This is a genomic window from Aeromonas sp. Y293-4, assembly GCF_027705905.1.
In the GTDB taxonomy this organism is placed as follows: domain Bacteria; phylum Pseudomonadota; class Gammaproteobacteria; order Enterobacterales; family Aeromonadaceae; genus Aeromonas; species Aeromonas veronii.
The window spans coordinates 76,336-94,202 of record NZ_JAPDCI010000013.1 but is presented as its reverse complement, the minus strand read 5'-3'; the positions used below and the strand labels follow the sequence as shown (position 1 = coordinate 94,202).

Annotated in this window: 14 protein-coding genes; 4 read left to right on the top strand and 10 right to left on the bottom strand. The window is 60.8% G+C overall.

Features of this window, described 5'->3' with window-relative positions; genetic code table 11:
- Positions 1-13 precede the first annotated feature (13 nt).
- Positions 14-463, bottom strand: a complete 450-nt coding sequence (aroQ, locus tag OKC31_RS15070; protein WP_005338907.1) for a type II 3-dehydroquinate dehydratase — start codon at positions 461-463, stop codon at positions 14-16.
- 288 nt (positions 464-751) lie between these two features.
- Entirely contained in the window at positions 752-2,698 is a 1,947-nt protein-coding gene (gene acs, locus OKC31_RS15065; protein WP_247823985.1) for an acetate--CoA ligase, read from the bottom strand.
- Positions 2,699-2,867: 169 nt separating this feature from the next.
- On the opposite strand from acs, the gene OKC31_RS15060 reads away from it, so the two are divergent.
- Positions 2,868-3,146 (top strand): hypothetical protein, encoded by a 279-nt coding sequence (locus OKC31_RS15060; RefSeq protein WP_270657120.1) that lies wholly within the window; start codon positions 2,868-2,870, stop codon positions 3,144-3,146.
- A 30-nt stretch (positions 3,147-3,176) separates the two neighbouring features.
- On the opposite strand, the gene OKC31_RS15055 is transcribed toward OKC31_RS15060, so the two are convergent.
- From OKC31_RS15055 to torC, 5 genes are all read right to left on the bottom strand, one after another.
- Positions 3,177-5,624 carry a sensor domain-containing protein gene (locus tag OKC31_RS15055; protein ID WP_425600908.1) on the bottom strand — a complete coding sequence of 816 codons (2,448 nt, stop codon included), beginning with the start codon at positions 5,622-5,624 and terminating at the stop codon, positions 3,177-3,179.
- 152 nt (positions 5,625-5,776) lie between these two features.
- Positions 5,777-6,145: a hypothetical protein gene (locus tag OKC31_RS15050; protein ID WP_005349490.1), complete on the bottom strand. Its 369-nt coding sequence runs from the start codon at positions 6,143-6,145 to the stop codon at positions 5,777-5,779.
- A gap of 7 nt (positions 6,146-6,152) precedes the next feature.
- On the bottom strand, positions 6,153-6,821 hold the full coding sequence (torD, locus tag OKC31_RS15045; RefSeq protein ID WP_005358423.1) for a molecular chaperone TorD: 669 nt from the start codon (positions 6,819-6,821) through the stop codon (positions 6,153-6,155).
- A gap of 99 nt (positions 6,822-6,920) precedes the next feature.
- On the bottom strand, positions 6,921-9,413 hold the full coding sequence (gene torA / locus OKC31_RS15040) for a trimethylamine-N-oxide reductase TorA (protein ID WP_270657119.1): 2,493 nt from the start codon (positions 9,411-9,413) through the stop codon (positions 6,921-6,923).
- A gap of 27 nt (positions 9,414-9,440) precedes the next feature.
- Positions 9,441-10,607 carry a pentaheme c-type cytochrome TorC gene (gene torC, locus OKC31_RS15035; protein WP_005343495.1) on the bottom strand — a complete coding sequence of 389 codons (1,167 nt, stop codon included), beginning with the start codon at positions 10,605-10,607 and terminating at the stop codon, positions 9,441-9,443.
- Between the two features lie 145 nt (positions 10,608-10,752).
- Here torC and torR point away from each other — a divergent pair, with 145 nt between their 5' ends.
- Positions 10,753-11,466, top strand: coding sequence for a two-component system response regulator TorR (gene torR / locus OKC31_RS15030; RefSeq protein ID WP_042080622.1), 714 nt, complete (start codon positions 10,753-10,755; stop codon positions 11,464-11,466).
- A gap of 36 nt (positions 11,467-11,502) precedes the next feature.
- Here the strand turns inward: torR and OKC31_RS15025 are convergent, their stop codons facing one another.
- Together OKC31_RS15025 and torT are read right to left on the bottom strand one after the other, a co-directional pair.
- Positions 11,503-11,907, bottom strand: coding sequence for a GFA family protein (locus OKC31_RS15025; RefSeq protein WP_247823986.1), 405 nt, complete (start codon positions 11,905-11,907; stop codon positions 11,503-11,505).
- Between the two features lie 37 nt (positions 11,908-11,944).
- Positions 11,945-12,991, bottom strand: coding sequence for a TMAO reductase system periplasmic protein TorT (gene torT, locus OKC31_RS15020; RefSeq protein WP_247823987.1), 1,047 nt, complete (start codon positions 12,989-12,991; stop codon positions 11,945-11,947).
- 70 nt (positions 12,992-13,061) lie between these two features.
- Between torT and torS the strand changes: the two genes are divergently transcribed.
- Positions 13,062-15,887, top strand: coding sequence for a TMAO reductase system sensor histidine kinase/response regulator TorS (torS, locus tag OKC31_RS15015; RefSeq protein ID WP_247823988.1), 2,826 nt, complete (start codon positions 13,062-13,064; stop codon positions 15,885-15,887).
- Positions 15,888-15,937: 50 nt separating this feature from the next.
- Here torS and OKC31_RS15010 read toward each other — a convergent pair whose 3' ends face one another.
- Positions 15,938-16,222: a hypothetical protein gene (locus tag OKC31_RS15010; protein WP_100646668.1), complete on the bottom strand. Its 285-nt coding sequence runs from the start codon at positions 16,220-16,222 to the stop codon at positions 15,938-15,940.
- A gap of 324 nt (positions 16,223-16,546) precedes the next feature.
- On the opposite strand from OKC31_RS15010, the gene glyA reads away from it, so the two are divergent.
- Positions 16,547-17,800 carry a serine hydroxymethyltransferase gene (gene glyA / locus OKC31_RS15005; protein WP_005338884.1) on the top strand — a complete coding sequence of 418 codons (1,254 nt, stop codon included), beginning with the start codon at positions 16,547-16,549 and terminating at the stop codon, positions 17,798-17,800.
- The last annotated feature ends 67 nt before the right edge of the window (positions 17,801-17,867 follow it).

Below are 17,867 nucleotides of genomic sequence, written 5' to 3'. Positions count from 1 at the left end.
TGATCAGTGATTATCAAGCCGCGCGCAGATGGTGCACGGCCGCGGTTAAAGCGAATTGGTAGCCATCGGCCCCCAGACCACAAATGACCCCTTTTGCGACATCAGACAGATAGGAGTGATGACGGAACGGCTCCCTGGCATGGACGTTTGACAGGTGAACCTCGATAAAAGGGATGGCGACACCCAGCAGCGCATCGCGAATGGCGACGCTGGTGTGGGTGAAGGCGGCTGGATTGATGATGATAAAATCCACCTGGCCCATGGCCTGATGGATGCGGCCGACCAACTCATGTTCGGCGTTTGATTGCAGATGTTCCAGAGTGACACCGAGTTCGCTGGCGTTAAGCTTCAGATCGGCGACGATCTCATCAAGCGTCTTGCTGCCGTAGATACCCGGTTCCCGTTTGCCCAGCAGATTCAGGTTTGGTCCGTTGAGCAGGAGAATTCGGTGATTTTGCGACATATTGAGTACATCCTCGATGATAATGCTGCTATCTATCAGCTATCTTGTGGACTACCAGAAATCTAGCCATTTTCTGCGCAAATCGGTGTGCCCTGGCACACAGATTTCGCAATTATATTGATTTCGTGAAAATTAGCAGCATTTTACTGGTCTAATCTCTACATCTGGCTATTTATTGCACGTTTTTGTCGGCAAGGCTTCGTGTCTACCGCCTTGCTGTTTGCTGGCAGATAAGAAACGACAAAGCCGGCACAGGGCCGGCTTTGTTGAGCAACAAACGAAGCGGGATCAGGCTGCTTCCGACTTCTCGCGAATGAGTTTGTCTACTACCCCCGGATCCGCCAGGGTGGAGATATCCCCCAGGCTGTCGGTCTCGCCGGTGGCGATCTTGCGCAGAATTCGCCGCATGATCTTGCCGGAACGGGTCTTCGGCAGCCCCTCTGCCCAGTGAATGACATCCGGAGTGGCGATGGCACCAATCTCCTTGCGCACCCACTCCTTCACCTCTTTGTGCAGCTCACGGCTCGGCTCTTCCCCGGCGATCAGGGTGACATAGGCATAGATGCCCTGACCCTTGATCTCGTGAGGAACCCCCACCACCGCGGCTTCGGCGATCTTGGGATGGGCCACCAGCGCCGATTCAATTTCGGCGGTACCCATGCGGTGGCCGGAGACGTTCAGTACATCATCCACCCGACCGGTGATCCAGTAGTAGCCGTCCTCGTCGCGACGGGCACCGTCGCCGGTGAAGTAGCGGCCCGGGAAGGTGGAGAAGTAGGTCTGCTCGAAGCGCTCGTGATCGCCGAATACGGTGCGCATCTGGCCCGGCCAGGAGTCGGTGATCACCAAGTTACCCTCGGTGGTCCCCTCCAGCGGCTCGCCCATGTTGTCCACCAGCGCAGGTTGCACCCCGAAGAAGGGACGAGTCGCCGAGCCCGGTTTCAGGTCGGTAACGCCGGGCAGCGGCGTAATCAGGATGCCGCCGGTCTCGGTCTGCCACCAGGTATCGACAATGGGGCAGCGCTCATCGCCAATGGTGCGGTAGTACCACTCCCAGGCTTCCGGGTTGATGGGCTCACCCACCGAGCCCATGATGCGCAGGCTCTGGCGTGACGTGCCGGTGACCGCTTCGTTACCCTTGGCCATCAGGGCACGGATGGCGGTTGGTGCAGTATAAAGGATGGTGACCTTATGCTTGTCCACCACCTGACTCATGCGGTTGGTGGCCGGGTAGTTGGGCACCCCTTCGAACATGATGGTGGTGGCACCGTTGGCAAGCGGCCCGTAGACCAGATAGGAGTGACCAGTGACCCAGCCCACATCGGCGGTACACCAGTAGATGTCCTCTTCGTGGTAGTCGAACACATATTTGAAGGTGAGGGTGGCATAGACCAGATAGCCGCCGGTGGTGTGCAGCACCCCCTTGGGTTTGCCGGTGGAGCCGGAGGTATAGAGGATAAAGAGCGGATCTTCGGCGTTCATCGCCTCGGGCGGGCAGTCGCTGCTGACGGCGGCGGTCGCTTCATGCCACCAGATGTCGCGGTGGTTGTACCAGGCGACATTGCCGCCGGTGCGCTTGAGCACGATCACCTTGTTGACCTGGGTATCCGGGTTGGTGAGCGCTTCATCCACATTCTTCTTGAGCGGCACCGGACGGCCACCACGCAGCCCCTCGTCGGCGGTGATCACGATGCGCGAGCCCGAGTCGATGATGCGACCAGCCAGCGCTTCCGGCGAGAAGCCGCCGAAGACGATGCTGTGTACCGCGCCTATGCGGGTACAGGCCAGCATGGCGATGGCGGCTTCGGGTACCATAGGCATATAGAGGCAGACCACGTCGCCGCGGTGAACCCCTTGTGCTTTCAATACGTTGGCAAACTTGCACACTTCACTGTGCAATTCGCGGTAGGTGAGTTTGCGATCTTCGGCGGGGTTGTCCCCTTCCCAGATGATGGCGACCTTGTCACCCCGTTCGGCGAGATGGCGATCGAGACAGTTGGCCGAGACGTTGAGCTGGCCATCTTCAAACCATTTGATGGAGACATGGCCCGGATCGTAGGAGGTGTTCTTGACCTTGGTATAGGGTTTCATCCAGTCGAGAATTTTTCCCTGCTCTCCCCAGAAGGTATCGGGATCCTCGACGGAGGCCTGATACATGGCGGCGTAGTCGCCCTTGTCGAGCAGTGCATTGCTGCTGATGTGGGGTTTGACCGGGTAGACCTTGCTCTCGCTCATCACTCACTCCTTTGAATACATACTTTTAATAATTAAGTAACAACTTATACCTTTGGCTGATGGGGGCAATTAGACTTTTGGATAGACAGCAACATTTGGTTACAGGGTTATGGGTGACACTCGCGCAGTGAGTCGGTAAAAAGGAGGACCTTGATGGATGGAGGTAGTTATGTTTTCTCTATTGCTCTGTGCATCCCTGTGGCACTTTGATACGACTGTTCTTGCAGACAAACCTCCCAAAGAGTTTGCGATTACACACCAGGAGCCTTCACAGACTGTGCGGGAGCGGGTTGCTGATCAGCTTGGTCATGCATGGCAGGACAAAAAGTCGGGAACCAAGTTTTCCCTCAGTGAGCCAGGATCCCGTTACTCTGGCGACTCACCGCTCACTCGCATGGCCAATGACCGGGATAATGGTGGTGTTCCTACCCTGACGTTTGGAAAATAGTTTGATTGGCGGTTTGTTTCCTTGGTATCGCTAATGTTGAGCGTTTTGGCAATCCAAGCGTTCGTGCATCTGTTCTACATGCAGTGGTTTGCTGAACAGATAACCCTGTCCTTCGCCGCAGTTGAGTGACTGCAAAAAGGCGTGTTGTGCCTTGGTTTCAATCCCTTCGGCGGTGACCTCCATATCCAGACTGTCGGCCAGATTGATGATGGTGCGGCAGAGCTCCCGACTGTTCTTGTCTTCCGGTAATGCCTGCACAAACGCCCGGTCGATCTTGATGCGATCGATCGGCAGGGTCTTGAGCAGACTCAGTGACGAGAAGCCGGTACCAAAGTCATCGATGGCAATCTGCACGCCGAGATTTTTCAGGCGAGTAAAGAGATCCAGACTCTGTTCGACTCGCTGGATGATGCTCTCCGTCACCTCGATCTCGAGCCGTTCTGGCGGAAATCCCGTCTCTGCCAGAATAGCGGCGACCCGTTCAACGTAGCCCGGGGAGCGCATCTCCCGTACCGACACATTGACCGACAAGCGGGGCACCGGCAGTCCGGCGGCCAGCCAGTTTTGTCCCTGCTCACAGGCGTTGCGCATCACCCACTCCCCAATTTTCTCGATCAGGCCGCACTCCTCCGCCACCGGAATAAAACGGGTCGGCGCTATCATCCCCTCATTCGGATGCTGCCAGCGCAGCAGGGCTTCCAGTCCGCTCAGGTGGCCGTTGGCCAGATTGGTCATGGGTTGATAGAAGATGCAGAGCTGTTCGAGCTCCAGGGCCTTGAGCAGACCCTGCTCAATCTGCATCCGCTCGCGGGCTCGAGCCGCCATGCAGGGGGTATAGAACTGGAATCCGTTGCGCCCCTGACTTTTCGCCTCGTACATGGCGCTGTCGGCGGCGCTGACCAGGGTTTCCGGGCTGTCTGCATGATCCGGATAGATGGCGATACCGATACTTGCCGAGATTGCCACCAGCTCATGGGCCAGCTCAACCGGTTCACGCAACACGGTCAGCAGGGTATTGGCCAGGGTTGCCAGCTCGTCAGGCTCCTCCAGATAGGGGATCAGCACCAGAAACTCGTCTCCCCCGAGGCGGGTCGCCAGATCGTTGTGCTGCAGGCAGCCGCGGATCCGCTCTGCCAGCCGCTTGAGTAGCTCATCGCCGACTCCGTGGCCCAGGCTGTCGTTGATCAGCTTGAAGCCATCCAGATCAATAAAAAGCAGCCCCAACCGTTTGCGATTGAGCTGCGCGGTTTTCAGCTCAAGGGCCAGCCGCTCCTGCAACAGATGACGATTGCCCAGCTCGGTCAGGGGATCGTGATAGGCAAGGTGATTCAGCTCGGCCTCCACCTTGCGAATGGCGCTGATGTCGGAGAGGGCGATCACATAGTGAGTAGTGTTGTTGAAGTTGTCATAGACAGCGCTGATCTGCTGCCAGGAGGAGAAGTAGCTGCCATCCTTGCGCAGACAAACCATCTCGCCATGCCAGGCGTTGTTGCCGGGGCGCAGGTGATACCAGGGATAGTCGAGGTCAGTGTAGCGCCTGGGATGCATGATGATATCCGGGGTGCGGCCTATCACCTCCTCGGCATTGTATTGGGTCAGCATGGTGAAGGCCGGGTTGACCGACAGAATATGGTGCTCGCTGTCGAGGATGATGATCCCCTCGGCCGTGGTATCGAATACCACGTTGGCCTGATGGAGTCGCTCCTCCTGACGGCGGCGGGCGGTGGCATTGTGAATGACTCCCATGACCCGGTGGCCGACCGACTCGGTGGCGGGGACATGGTCGGCATGAATATCGACCCAGTGGCGCTCGTTGAGAGCGGTGAGGTAGCTCAGGGTGAGATGGATGGGGTCATGACTTTGCAGGGCGGCCTTGAGCTGGCTGCCGGATTCCGGTTCAAAACAGTCGACGAACGCTTGCAGCCCGCCGTGGAACTGGTTGGCCTCGATGCCCAGCAGCGGCTCAATCTGGCCGTCGAACAGCAATCTGTCATCCGCCACGTGCCACTCCCACACCCCGATTTGGGCCGCTCGCATTGCCAGTTGCAGGCGTTGTTCGGTTTCGTACTGCTCGGTGATGTCCCGCACGATGGCGAGGATGCCGTTCAGCTCCCCTTTCTCATCCCGCATCGGGCTGTAGGTGGCCTGAAAGCGGCGTGAGCTGCTGTCGTACGCCGCGGTTTGGCCCGTGATGGCGATATCCACGTAGGGCATGCCGCTTCGCATGATCTGCTGAAACATGGGCTCCAGGGTCGGGGCCAGCTTGGGAACCACCTCTCTGAGGTGCTTGCCCTGATGCTCCTCGATGCTCTTGCCATTGATGTCGGCAAGCACCTGATTGACTTTACGGTAGCGAAATTCGCAGTCAAAGACGCCGATGCCCAGAGGGGCATTATCCATCAGCTGTTCCAGGACGGTGTGATCTGACAGCTGGGTCAACATTGCCTCGGTGTCGGCGTTGAAAAGCTTCCCATCCATGATGACCTCGGCATTGATTGTTTTATCACTTGCATCAGTTGTCAGTATGGCACGAACTGTTTGGCCGGGAGTCAAGCGGAGTTATCTGGTTGTTTTGACGGCAAGAATAGGCAGAAAAACCTGATAAAAAGGATGGAAAAAGGGGCGAGTGGTTATCCCTTCTGGCGACCAAACGCCTGAATGCCGCGCACCAGTACCAGCCAGCCGAGCAGATGGAAGGGGAGGGCAAGCAGATAGAGCAGCAGGAAGTGCGACTCGCTGCCGCTGCTGTTGATGAAGTCGATCCAGGCGGCCAGCAGCGCCAGCATGCCGGCAATCTGGAAGCGGCGGCGCAACACCACCTCGACGCCGAGATTGGCAAGGTAGAGGGTGAGCAGGATGCCGGCAAAGCCGGTGAGCTGAGCGGTGCCGTAGAGCTCGCGATCCGGGTTGAACAGCAGCGCAATCAGGGGAGTAATGCCCTGATCCAGCGGGATCAGGGCCAGCAGCCAGCATGCAATCAGAAGCAGGGCTGTCTTCATCGCGGCCTCAGTCGGCGGACGGTGCCGGTTTGACCAGAGAGAGGTAGTTGGCATCCATCTTGAGGAAGACCCCCAGCAGACGGGCACTGGCGCCGTAGAAGCCAAACCGGTCGGCGGCGCGACAGGCGCTTTCGAACTTGTCAAACCAGCCCAGCAGATGACCGTGCAGCAGTGCTTCCTGCTCGTCGAGCCAGCGTTCCCGCTCGGCTGCGCTCTTGGCTTCCGCCGCGCGGATGATGAGATTGCCCATCAGATCCAGCTCGATAGCCAGATGGTCGGCAGGCTCTTTGTATTTATCGCTGACATTGATACCAAGGCGATCGAGGCGGGCCTGCATCTCGGCCATCGGGGCCTGCATCAGCAGCTTGGCATCGCCACGGTAGAGCGATTCGTAGGGCAGGGCGCCCTGTTTGGGATCCACCAGAAACAGGCCGGCGAAGTCGGCGGCCAGTTCCAGCTGGCGATCCGGGCGCACCAGCAGGCGGGCGATGGCATCGTTGAGCTCGGCCACGGCTTCGCGCATCGGATCCAGGGTGGAGAGGCTTTTCAGGAAGCTTCGCACATCATAGGTGTCATATTCGGCGATCTGCTCATCACTGAGTTCGGCGGCGAACAGGGTGGAGAACCACCAGTAGAGTTCGGCCCGGCGTTCGCTGGTAGCCATAAATTCCTGCATTTTTCCTCCGTGGATGGCAATCGGGAGCCTTGATGGCTCCCGATTCTAACGACTTTAAAAATAAAGGAAACTCAAGGGGGCGCTTTCGTCCCCCAGGGGTCAGAGTGCCGGGAACATGGGGTCGATGCCCTTGGCCGATTCCGGCGCGCCGAAGGCAGTGACGGCGGGTGCCTGTCCACGGAACTTCTCGATCTCCACCAGCGCGGTATGGGCCGTGGTGGCCTGCGCCAGGCTGGAGGAGCCGATGTCGGCGGTCAGCACGTTGGGATCGCCGTAGGTACAGAGAGTCCCCACCTTGCCACCCTCTTGCGGCCCATACCAGGCTCCTTCCTGAATGCGCACCACGCCGGGGGCGTAGTCATCGCTCACCACCAGACCAGCCAATACCTGACCGCGGCCGTTGAACACCCGCACCAGATCGCCGTCCTTGAGGCCGCGGGATTTGGCATCCTGCGGATTCATGTAGACAGGCTCGCGCCCCTGTACCGTGTAGGTGGCGCGGTAGTTGTCGGAGGAGCAGAGCTGGCTGTGCAGCCGCTTGTCCGGGTGGCAGGATTGCAGGTGCAGCGGGTACTGTTTGCTGCCCGGCCCGCCGTGGGAACGCTCGTAGGGCTCGATCCAGACCGGGTGGCCCGGGCAATCCCCATAGCCGTAGTCGGCGATGGTCTTGGAGTAGATCTCGATAAGGCCGGACGGGGTACCGAGGGGTTCCAGATCCGGCTCCTGACGGAACGACTCGTGGCGCACCCAGGGTTGGCCCGCCGGGAAGGTGACGAAGCCTTCGCCGTGCCAGAACTGGCTGAAACGGGGCAGACGAATGCCGATGCCGCGGCCCTGCAGGCGGGCATCGTCATAGATGCTCTGGATCCACTCCAGCTTGCTCTTGCCACCGGTGAACTCGGCCTCGCGACCGAAGCGACGGCAGAGATCGGCGAAGATGTCGTAGTCATCGCGCGCCTCGAACAGCGGCTCCACCACCTTGTACATGGCCAGAATGCCCGCGTTGGAGTGGGAGCCCCACTGCTCTATGTCGTCCCGCTCATAAGTGGTGGTGGCGGGCAGCACGATATCGGCGAAGCGGCAGCTGGCGGTCCACTGGTGATCGATGCTGACCACGGTTTCCAGCTTGCGCCAGGCGGCGACCATCTTGTTGCGATCCTGCTGGTGGTGGAACGGGTTGTTGCCGCAGAACACCGCCATCTTCATGTGGGGGTAGGTGATGGTCTGGCCGTTGAAGGCGATCTGCTTGCCCGGATTGAGGATGCAGTCGACGAAACGGGCCACCGGAATGTACTTGGAGTAGCCCTTCCATTCGCCGTCATGGAGTGGTTTAACGCCGGGGATGACCGAGCTGAAACCGGACATAATGGGGCCGCTGGAGGTGATGGTACCCGCCCCGTTGTAGTGCCAGCCAAAGCCGTAACCGCCCCCCGGCAGGCCGATCTGGCCAATCATCGAGGCCAGAACCACCAGCATCCAGGCGTACTGTTCGCCGTGGTGCATGCGTTGCACGCACCAGCCGCCGATAAGCTGGGTACGACCGCTGCTCATGGTGCGGGCCAGCTCGCGGATGGTCTCGGCTGGTACGCCACAGATGGCGGCGGCCCACTCGGCATCCTTCACCTGACCATCGCTGGTGCCCAGCAGGTAGGGCAGGAACTTGTCAAAGCCGGTGGTGTAGTTCTTCAGGAACGCCTCGTCGTGGCGCTTCTCGCTGTAGAGGGTGTGTGCGATGCCCAGCATCAGCGGTACGTCGGTCTGCGGATTCAGGGTCACCTGATCGCAATTGAGGTACTTCTGGGTCTTGGATTTGACCGGATCGACACTGATCACCCGGATCTCGCCTTTGGCCACCTTCTCTTTCAACTGCGCCCAGTAGTCGTAGACGCTGTGGTCCGGCACCAGCCAGCCCACCTGCAGATTCTTGATGGGATCGGAGCCCCAGATAACGATGGTCTTGCTGTGTTCCAGCACCAGCGGCCAGGAGGTCTGCTGTTCATACACCTCCATGGCGCCCGCCACGTGGGGCAGGATCACCTGGGCGGCACCGGTGGAGTAGTCACCGGCCTTGGCCAGATAGGTGCCGTGCAGGTTCATGGCGCGCCCCAGCATGGCACCAGCGGAATGCAGTTTGCCCACCGACTGCCAGCCGGAGTGACCGGCATAGAGGGCGCTCGGGCCATAGGTCTTCTGCACCCGCTCCAGCTCGTGATAGAAGAAGTCCAGCGCCTGAGACCAGGTCACCCGCACGAAGCGGTTCTGGCCGCGTTCGCTGGTGTCGGACTGGTGCCCCTTGCGCAGCCAGTCTAGTCGCACCATGGGGTAGCGGATGCGGGAGGGGTTGTAGACCACCTCACTCAAGGCCTTGAGCATGTCGGTGGGGTGCTTGTCATGCTCGAACGGCAGGGTCTCGACCCAGCGCCCATCGACCACCCGGGCACGGAAGGCGCCCCAGTGGGAGCCGGACTGCACCAGTTTTTCGCCAGACTCGGCGGCCATCACGGCACGACCGAGCAGGGAGGGGCCGATCAGGGCAGAGGCACCGCTGGCCAGCAAGCCACCCAGAAAACCACGACGGGAAATATTGATCATCTTGTTATTCCTCTTTCGAATCCGGACTTAGTGGCTGCCCTGACCACCGGTATCGGCGGCATGGTTTTGCAGGTATTTGAGCAGGGTGCGCTCCTCTTCCTTGCTCAGGCGATAGTAGGCAGACATCGCCTTGAGTCCCGAAATCCAGCCGTTGGCAGTGAAGTGGGCGGGATCCGGCGCGCCGTGGCAGGAGTTGCAGGTGGATTTGTACATCTCGCCGGCGTAATCCCAGATCGGTTTGAGCGATGATTCAAAGCCCTTGCCATCGACCCAGGCCTGCACCTGAACCTGCTCCCACTTGATATGGGTGGCGCTGTCGGTCTCCTGCTTGAGCACTTTCTCGCTCGCTTTCAGTTCGTCACGGATGGTGGCGACGAAGACCCGCTTGCCCATGTATTCGCTCAGCACCCGGCCCTTGCCATCGCTCTCGCGCCACCCTTCGATGGTCACCTTGAGGCGATCGCCGCTGCGGTCCACCACGTCGATGCGGGAGGCAGGCAGCAGTTTGCCGACCGGGTCGGTGCTCTGCTCGCTGGCGTAGAGATCTTTTTCACCCAGGTTGTAGAGGGTCTCGGCGGCTGGCGCCTCTTGCGCGTCGTTGACCAGGGTGGCGTAAGTGGCCCGGAAGCCGCCCGCCATGTTGGGCAGTTCGTGGGCGATGCCTTTGTGGCACTCGATGCAGTTCATGTTCTTCGCCGCCGCATCTTTCATCGCCAGCGCTGCCGCCGGGGACTGCTTGGCGTGATCCATGTTGTCGTAGCTGTGGCAGGACTTGCAGGTCTTGGAGTTCTGGCTGCTCATCCGCGCCCACACCTTCTCGGCCAGATGCAGACGCCGGTCCTCGAACTTCTCCTGGGTGTCGATGCTGTGGCCTATGTACTCCTGATAGAGGTCGTTGGCCGCCTCCATCTTGCGGGCCACCTTGCCGACAAAGTCCTTCGGCTGGTGACAGTCGGTACAGACCGCCTGTACCCCGGAGGCATTCTTGAAGTGGATGGACTCCTTGTACTCCGGATAGACGGTGTCTTTCATGGAGTGGCAGGAGATACAGAATTCGAGGCTGCTGGTTTTCTCAAAGCCATAGTGCAGACCGACGGTGCCCGCGAGGGTGACGCCGACGCCTACCAGAAGCAGCGCCAGTACCGACCAGCGACGGCTGGGGGTGCGCAGGAAGTGCCACAGTTTTTTCATCATGCTATCTCACATCACTTTTTTGATGGGAGCCATGATAGGGAGGCGTTGTGAACAGGGCTGCCGCCACAAATTAATGAAATAGGGGTATTTATGACAAAATGTGAATAGAATAATCCTCCCTTGTCGACCATCGTGAACCCTGCCCATGAGCTACCACATTCTGGTTGTTGAAGATGATGCGGTTACCCGCGAGAAGCTGACCGGCTATTTCGAGCGGGAGGGCTATCGGGTGACGGCGGTCGAAAACGGCCAGGAGATGCGCGCCGTGCTGGCGGAACAGACGGTCGATCTGGTGATGCTGGATATCAACCTGCCGGGGGAAGATGGTCTGCTGCTGACCCGTGAACTGCGGGCGCGCAGCACGGTGGGGATCATTCTGGTCACCGGCCGCAGTGATGCGGTAGACCGGATAGTCGGCCTCGAAATGGGGGCCGATGACTATGTCACCAAGCCGTTCGAGCTACGGGAGTTGCTGGTGCGGGTCAAGAATCTGCTGTGGCGGATCTCGCTGGCGGCCGCCGCGCCGAGCGAGCCTGCGGTGGCTGACGATGCGGTGCGCTTTGGCCCCTGGCGTTTTGACATCCCCCGTCGCCAGCTCAGCAAGGACGGAGTGCCGGTGCGTCTGACCAAGGCCGAATATGAAGTGCTGGTGGCCTTTGTCGCCCATGCCGGGCGGGTGCTCAGTCGGGAGCGGATCCTGACCCTCATCAGCCATCGCGGCGATGGCCCGAGCGATCGCACCATAGATGTGTTGATCCGGCGGCTGCGCGGCAAGATGGAAGCGGATCCGCGGGATCCCCAGCTGTTTGTCACCGTCCATGGTGAAGGCTATCTGTTTGCCGGCGAGATAGCCTCCTGACTCCGTTGCGGTGGCCCTGGCCTGTTTGACCGGGTATCAGACCGGCGGGCGGGTATCAAATTGCGGGCAGTCGTCGCCAATCTGGTGCCAGGGCGCCTTGGAGCCGACAAAGATGTGAAACGCGGGCCGCTGGCTCGGCACATCGTCCAGTACCCCGAGGCGCAGATTGATCTTGCCGCTGCTGCTCTTCTGGCTGAACAGGCTGGAGCCGCAGTGACGACAGAAGGCCAGGGTGGTCTCTGCCGATTTCCGGTAGTGGCCGATGGCCTCTTCCCCCTTCACTATGGTGACCTTGTTGCCATCCAGTCCGCCGACCGAGGCGTAATCTCCCCCTGAAAACTTGCGGCATTCGCTGCAGTGGCAGTTCCCCATATAGTCAAACTGATCCGGCAGGGTCAGGGCGACGGCGCCGCACAGGCAGCTGGCATGTAACTCTTTCATCTCTTCTCCTTGAGTGTGCTGTTCGGATTTGGAACGGCTATTCGACCCGATAGACGGGACGAAAAGCGCCATCCGAGAGGGAATCGGCGGGGTCGGTCAGTGGCGCAGACAGCGTCAGAATGGGTGGCCCCATCACCCGCGGACACTGCTCGGCATTGGCATCAGGGTGTTGTAGCAGGCAGACCGCCTGAGCGACCGCAAGGCGCCCCTGCAGCCGCATCTGATCGCTGTTGGCTGCCAGGATCTTGCCCCGGCGCAGGCCCCGCTGTACCCCGTGGCTGAAGTAGGTGCTCAGCACCCGGGGCCTGTCAAGATGGCGCTGCGCCAGCTCGTTGACGGCCACTTCGGCGGCGATGGCGCCCCCCACCAGATAGTCGAGGTCGGGATAGCGGGCCAGCGTCTGCTGCACCAGCGTGCGCTGGATTTCTCGGCTGTTGTCGCCGCGTTCGGTGGTGACCAGCTTGATGGCGCTCCCCTTGATGGCATCGGCAAAGCCCGGCTCGACGAAGTTGTTGCCGCCGTTTGCCTGCGGGCCGGGGAAGAGGGCGACCGAGACCGGCTTGCTGCCGGCGGGGTGACGCTGCGCCAGCCAGTGGCCGATTTGCCAGCCCATCTGGTACCAGGAGACCCCCACCTTCGCCTGCACCAGACCGCTGGGCAGATCGTTGACCAGTCCAAAGAGCGGCAGCGGCGTGGCCTTGATGGCCTCGCGCAGGCCCTGATAGCTCACTGCGCCGAGCAAGATGGCATCGCTTCCTTCCTGCACGCAGCGTTGCAACTGCTGACGCTGCTCGGCGAGGGCGCCATAGCCTCCCGCTTCGTGGATCTGCAACTTGACTCCCAGCCGCTTCGCCTCGTCAACCATGCCCTGATTGACCGAAAGCCAGTAGGCGTCGCGCAGATGGGGGTAGAGGGCACAGAGGGTCAGCGGTTTGGTTGCGGCGGCGGGTTCCGGCCACTGCTGGCGCACCGGCTGGCCGCTGAATTCGCCGGCGCGCCAGATATCGACCGCAAAGGCGAGGGCGGCGCGGGGAAGCATTAGTAACCAGATCAGCAACAACGGGGAGAGATAGACGCTTCGCATGGCCAGGGGTTTTGTTAAAGTGTTGGGCCATATTATCCGGTCAAAGCCGACCACAACCAAGGGACTTCCCGTGAGAATCTTTTCCGGCCTGGGTGGCAAGTTGCTGCTGGCCTTCTCCCTGATGGCGTTGCTGACCCTGAGTGCTTCCCTGCTGGGCTGGGTGGGGCTTAGCCATCTGCGCCAGCTGGAGCAAGGGGTGCAGCAGACTCTCGCCGATCAGGAGCTGGCGCGCACGCTCTCTCGCCTCAGCGGCGAGATCCAGAGCGCGTCACGGCTGCTGGCCACCGCAACCAGCGAGCAGGAGCGGGAGCATCAGGGACGCTTGCTCACCCTGCAGGGGCAACAGCTACAACAGGTGCTGGCGCAACTCGGCCGTGGGCAGGGTTCAACAAGCCTCGATCAGCTCAGTCAGAGCATTATCGGCAATCTGGGCCAGCAGGGCTGGCTGGTGGGGGAGCGGTTGACCCTGATGGCGCAGGGTGAGGCGCAGCGGGCCCATCTGGTGGCGGCGGCCGGACAGATCGCCGAGCTGGCGCGCAGCCAGATGGAGAACGCCGAAACCGTGATGGTGGCGGGATTGGGTTCCCTCTACCAACAGCAAGGTGCGCAGGCGGCCCGGACGCTGGACCGCCTGCTGGAGCAGGATCTCGACTGGCTGGAGCAGATGACCGAGCTGCGTCATCGTACCCTGATGCAGCAGCAGCGTATCGAGGAGATGTGGCGCAGCGAACGACAGGAACAGTTGCAAACGCTGTTGCAAGAGGGGCAGCGGGAGCTGGCTATCTTGCAACTGCGGGCCGGGGCGGTGACCGATCCGGCCCGCCGGCAGGCGGTGGAACAGGCGCTGACCGTGCTGGCGCAGAGCGACAAGCTGGTGCAACTGCGCAGCGACTGGCTCGGCAAGGGGGAGGCACTGCGGGTGCTGGCCAGTGCCAACGACGCCCTGATGAGCAGCCTCAATCAGCAGGTCGGTGAGCTGGTCAGCCGTGCCCGCGATTCACTGGGGCAGAGCCAGCAGGCGCTAAGTCAGCGCCTCAGGCTGCTGGAGCAGGCGTTGATGGCCATTGGCCTGCTTACGCTGCTACTGCTGATGCTGCTGATGTGGCGCATGGTCTACGGCCGGATCGTCTGGCCGCTGCAACGGGCGGTGGCGGGGATGAGCCGGTTGGCGCGCGGGGAGCTGGCCCCCCTTGAGCCGATCGCCAGTACCGGGCGCGATGAGCTGGCGGAGCTGGGGCGGGCCCTGCAGGTGTTTCGTGACAATGCGGTGGAGCTGGGCCGTTATCAGCGCGAGCTGGAGTCGCGGGTCGAGGAGCGCACTGGCCAGCTCAGCCACGCCAACGAGCGGCTCAATGAGGAGGTGGAGAAGCAGCGGCAGGCCCGCGCCGAGGCGGAGCAGGCCAACCGCGCCAAGTCGGTGTTTCTCGCCACCATGAGCCACGAGATCCGCACCCCCATGAACGGCATTCTCGGGGGCCTGACGCTGCTGGAAGATACCCACCTCAGCGACACCCAGCAGCGCTATCTGGCCGCCATCGAGCACAGCGGCGAATCCCTGCTGGAGATCCTCAACGACATTCTCGACTACTCCAAGATAGAAGCGGGCCATGTGGAGGCGCGCCGCGAACCCTTCCCCCTGTTCCAGCTGGTGGATGAGCTCAGCGCGTTGTTCCGGCCAAAGGCCGCGGCCAAGGGGGTCACCCTGGAGCTGGAATATGCGCCCGGGCTGGCGCCTGTGGTCGAGGGGGATCTGGGCAAACTGCGCCAGGTGCTCGGCAACTTGCTCGGCAATGCGGTCAAGTTTACCGCCCGTGGCCAGATTACCCTGACGGTGGCGCCCCTTGTCTGTCACGGCCCTTGCGCCGAGCCCTGCATCCGCTTCGTGGTGCGCGATACCGGCCCCGGCATTCCGGCCGATGAGCAGGAGGCGGTGTTCGAGGCGTTTCGCCAGCGTAAGCGTGATATGGGCCATCAGGGCGGCACCGGGTTGGGACTGGCGATCAGCCGCAAGCTGGTGGCCGCCATGGGAGGCGAGCTGAACCTTGCCAGCGAACCGGGCAAGGGGTGTGAGTTCAGCTTCAGCCTGCCCCTGCAACGCTCGAGCGCCCAACTGCCCGCTGAGGCGCAGCGGCTGCACCTTGGCCAGTCCCGCGACATCCTGCTGGTTGAGGATAACGAGATCAACCGGCTGGTGGTGCAAGGCATGCTGACCCGCCTCGGCCATCGCGTCACCCTGGCGGAGGATGGTCGCAGCGCGCTGGCGCTGGTGACCGAGCGCCCCTTCGAGCTGGCGCTGCTCGATATCAATCTGCCCGATATGGACGGTATGACCCTGCGCGAGGATCTGGCAGCCATCAGCGAGGAGATGCATGAGCGGCCGCTGCCCGCCATCGCCATCTCGGCCCAGATGTATCCGGAGGATATCCGCCACTGCCTTGCCGCCGGGTTTGTCGATTTTGTCGGCAAGCCGGTGCGGCTGGCGGTGCTGGCGAACGCCATAGATCAACTATTTCGGCAAGAGGGCGCCGCTATTGAGCCGCGGGTGCAATTATCAGCAGCCGCGCCCCCAACTAACCAGCCTGAGTGGGCCAATCCGGTGCTGGACGCCGATCTGCCCCTGCTCGGCATGGCGCGGATCCGCCAGCTGGTCGCGCTGTTTGAGTCGCAAGGGCGGGTGTTGGTGGATAAGTTGGCTCAGGGTGAGGGGAAAGAGCAACGTCAGCTGGCGCACAAGCTCAAGGGGAGTGCGCTGGCGCTGGGGTTGACCGAATTTGCCAGCCACTGTGCGGCTCTTGAGGTGGGAGGCGGGGAGCCTGCGACAATCGGGGCGCAATTTGACGCGGCGGTGAGCGGGTTGCAGCAGTGGCTGACGGCCAACAGGGATGCGCAGTTCTGATCCCTGCTGGCGATGCACAACGTTTAGGGAGGGGGCCAGCCCCTGCGCTGTTATTCGATCTCCCGAAACAGCACCTGCTTGCACTTGGCACAGACCCATTCCCGGCGAAAATCGGTCAGGTGCACCATTCCTACCTCCAGCAACTCGTGGTGGCCGCAGTGATAACAGAAGATGATATCGCCATCGACTGATTCAGGGTGGGCCGCCAGATATTCGGCTTTGGTGGGGAGTTGCTCCCACGAGGTGGTGGGGAGATGTTTGCGTTGGCTGGTGTAGTAGACCCAGTAGAACAGAAAAAAGACCGCCAGGATCACGAATGTCAGCAGATGGTCCATCTTGAACTCCTCCGGTTAGGTGCAGCCCCTCGGATGCATGGCTGCAATCAGCTCCATCATCATTAAATTTGTTTCGAATGAATATGTTACAGGATGGATAAAGAGGGCGTTGTGATCCCCTTCGGGTTTTGCCCGCCCGCAGCGGGATGAAAAATGTGCCGTTTGGCGGAGCAGCCAGGGTATTGAACGGGGAGGGAATCTTGCTTTTTACAACATAAATTCAACATTATTTTAGGTGGTTGGACTGTCTCTTTGATCCAGCTCACGTTACAATGCCCGCGCCCACTTCACCTAACGCGCAAACGATTTTCAGGAGAGAAACGGATGTTGAAACGTGACATGACCATCGCCAATTATGATCCGCAATTGTGGCAGGCCATCACAGACGAAACCCGTCGTCAGGAAGAGCATATCGAGCTGATTGCGTCTGAGAACTACACCAGCCCCCGTGTCATGGAAGCCCAGGGCTCCCAGCTGACCAACAAGTACGCCGAAGGTTACCCCTCCAAGCGTTACTACGGTGGTTGCGAGTATGTGGATGTGGTCGAAACCCTGGCCATCGAGCGCGCCAAAGAGCTTTTCGGTGCCACTTACGCCAACGTGCAGCCGCACTCCGGCTCCCAGGCCAACAGCGCCGTTTACATGGCTCTGCTGCAGCCGGGCGACACCGTACTGGGTATGAACCTGGCACACGGCGGTCACCTGACCCACGGCTCTCCGGTCAACTTCTCCGGCAAGCTCTACAACATCGTGCCTTACGGTATCGATGAGTCCGGCAAGATCGACTACGACGACATGGAACGTCAGGCTGTCGAGCACAAGCCGAAGATGATGATCGGTGGCTTCTCTGCCTACTCCGGCATCGTTGACTGGGCCCGCATGCGCGAAATCGCCGACAAGGTCGGTGCCTACCTGTTCGTCGACATGGCCCACGTGGCGGGTCTGATTGCCGCTGGCGTCTACCCGAACCCGGTTCCCCACGCTCACGTGGTCACCTCCACCACCCACAAGACCCTGGCCGGTCCGCGTGGTGGTCTGATCCTCTCCGCCGCTGACGACGAGGAGCTCTACAAGAAGCTCAACTCTGCCGTCTTCCCGGGTGGTCAGGGTGGCCCGCTGATGCACGTCATCGCCGGTAAAGCCGTTGCCTTCAAAGAGGCGCTGGAGCCCGAGTTCAAGACCTATCAGGCTCAGGTCGTGAAAAACGCCAAGGCGATGGCCGCCACCTTTATCGAGCGCGGTTACAAGATCGTCTCCGGCGGTACCGACAACCATCTGATGCTGGTTGACCTGATCGGCCGCGAGCTGACCGGTAAGGATGCTGACGCTGCGCTGGGCAAAGCCAACATCACCGTCAACAAGAACTCCGTGCCGAACGATCCGCGCTCCCCGTTCGTCACCTCCGGTGTACGGATTGGTACCCCGGCCATCACCCGCCGTGGTTTCAAGGAGGCCGAGTCCATCGAGCTGACCCACTGGATCTGCGACGTACTGGACAACCACGATAACGATGCCGTGCTGGCCACCGTACGCGAGAAGGTGCTGGATATCTGCCGCCGCTTCCCGGTCTATGGCTGATAAGTCAGACCATCCGGTTTGAGACCAATGCCACCTGCGGGTGGCATTGTTTTTTCTGGCTTTTACC

Excerpts from the sequence above, each read along its gene's own strand:
- aroQ (WP_005338907.1), bottom strand. The coding sequence starts at position 463 with ATGTCGCAAAATCACCGAATTCTCCTGCTCAACGGACCAAACCTGAAT.
- acs (WP_247823985.1), bottom strand. The coding sequence starts at position 2,698 with ATGAGCGAGAGCAAGGTCTACCCGGTCAAACCCCACATCAGCAGCAAT.
- OKC31_RS15060 (WP_270657120.1), top strand. The coding sequence starts at position 2,868 with ATGTTTTCTCTATTGCTCTGTGCATCCCTGTGGCACTTTGATACGACT.
- OKC31_RS15055 (WP_425600908.1), bottom strand. The coding sequence starts at position 5,624 with ATGGATGGGAAGCTTTTCAACGCCGACACCGAGGCAATGTTGACCCAG.
- OKC31_RS15050 (WP_005349490.1), bottom strand. The coding sequence starts at position 6,145 with ATGAAGACAGCCCTGCTTCTGATTGCATGCTGGCTGCTGGCCCTGATC.
- torD (WP_005358423.1), bottom strand. The coding sequence starts at position 6,821 with ATGCAGGAATTTATGGCTACCAGCGAACGCCGGGCCGAACTCTACTGG.
- torA (WP_270657119.1), bottom strand. The coding sequence starts at position 9,413 with ATGATCAATATTTCCCGTCGTGGTTTTCTGGGTGGCTTGCTGGCCAGC.
- torC (WP_005343495.1), bottom strand. The coding sequence starts at position 10,607 with ATGATGAAAAAACTGTGGCACTTCCTGCGCACCCCCAGCCGTCGCTGG.
- torR (WP_042080622.1), top strand. The coding sequence starts at position 10,753 with ATGAGCTACCACATTCTGGTTGTTGAAGATGATGCGGTTACCCGCGAG.
- OKC31_RS15025 (WP_247823986.1), bottom strand. The coding sequence starts at position 11,907 with ATGAAAGAGTTACATGCCAGCTGCCTGTGCGGCGCCGTCGCCCTGACC.
- torT (WP_247823987.1), bottom strand. The coding sequence starts at position 12,991 with ATGCGAAGCGTCTATCTCTCCCCGTTGTTGCTGATCTGGTTACTAATG.
- OKC31_RS15010 (WP_100646668.1), bottom strand. The coding sequence starts at position 16,222 with ATGGACCATCTGCTGACATTCGTGATCCTGGCGGTCTTTTTTCTGTTC.
- glyA (WP_005338884.1), top strand. The coding sequence starts at position 16,547 with ATGTTGAAACGTGACATGACCATCGCCAATTATGATCCGCAATTGTGG.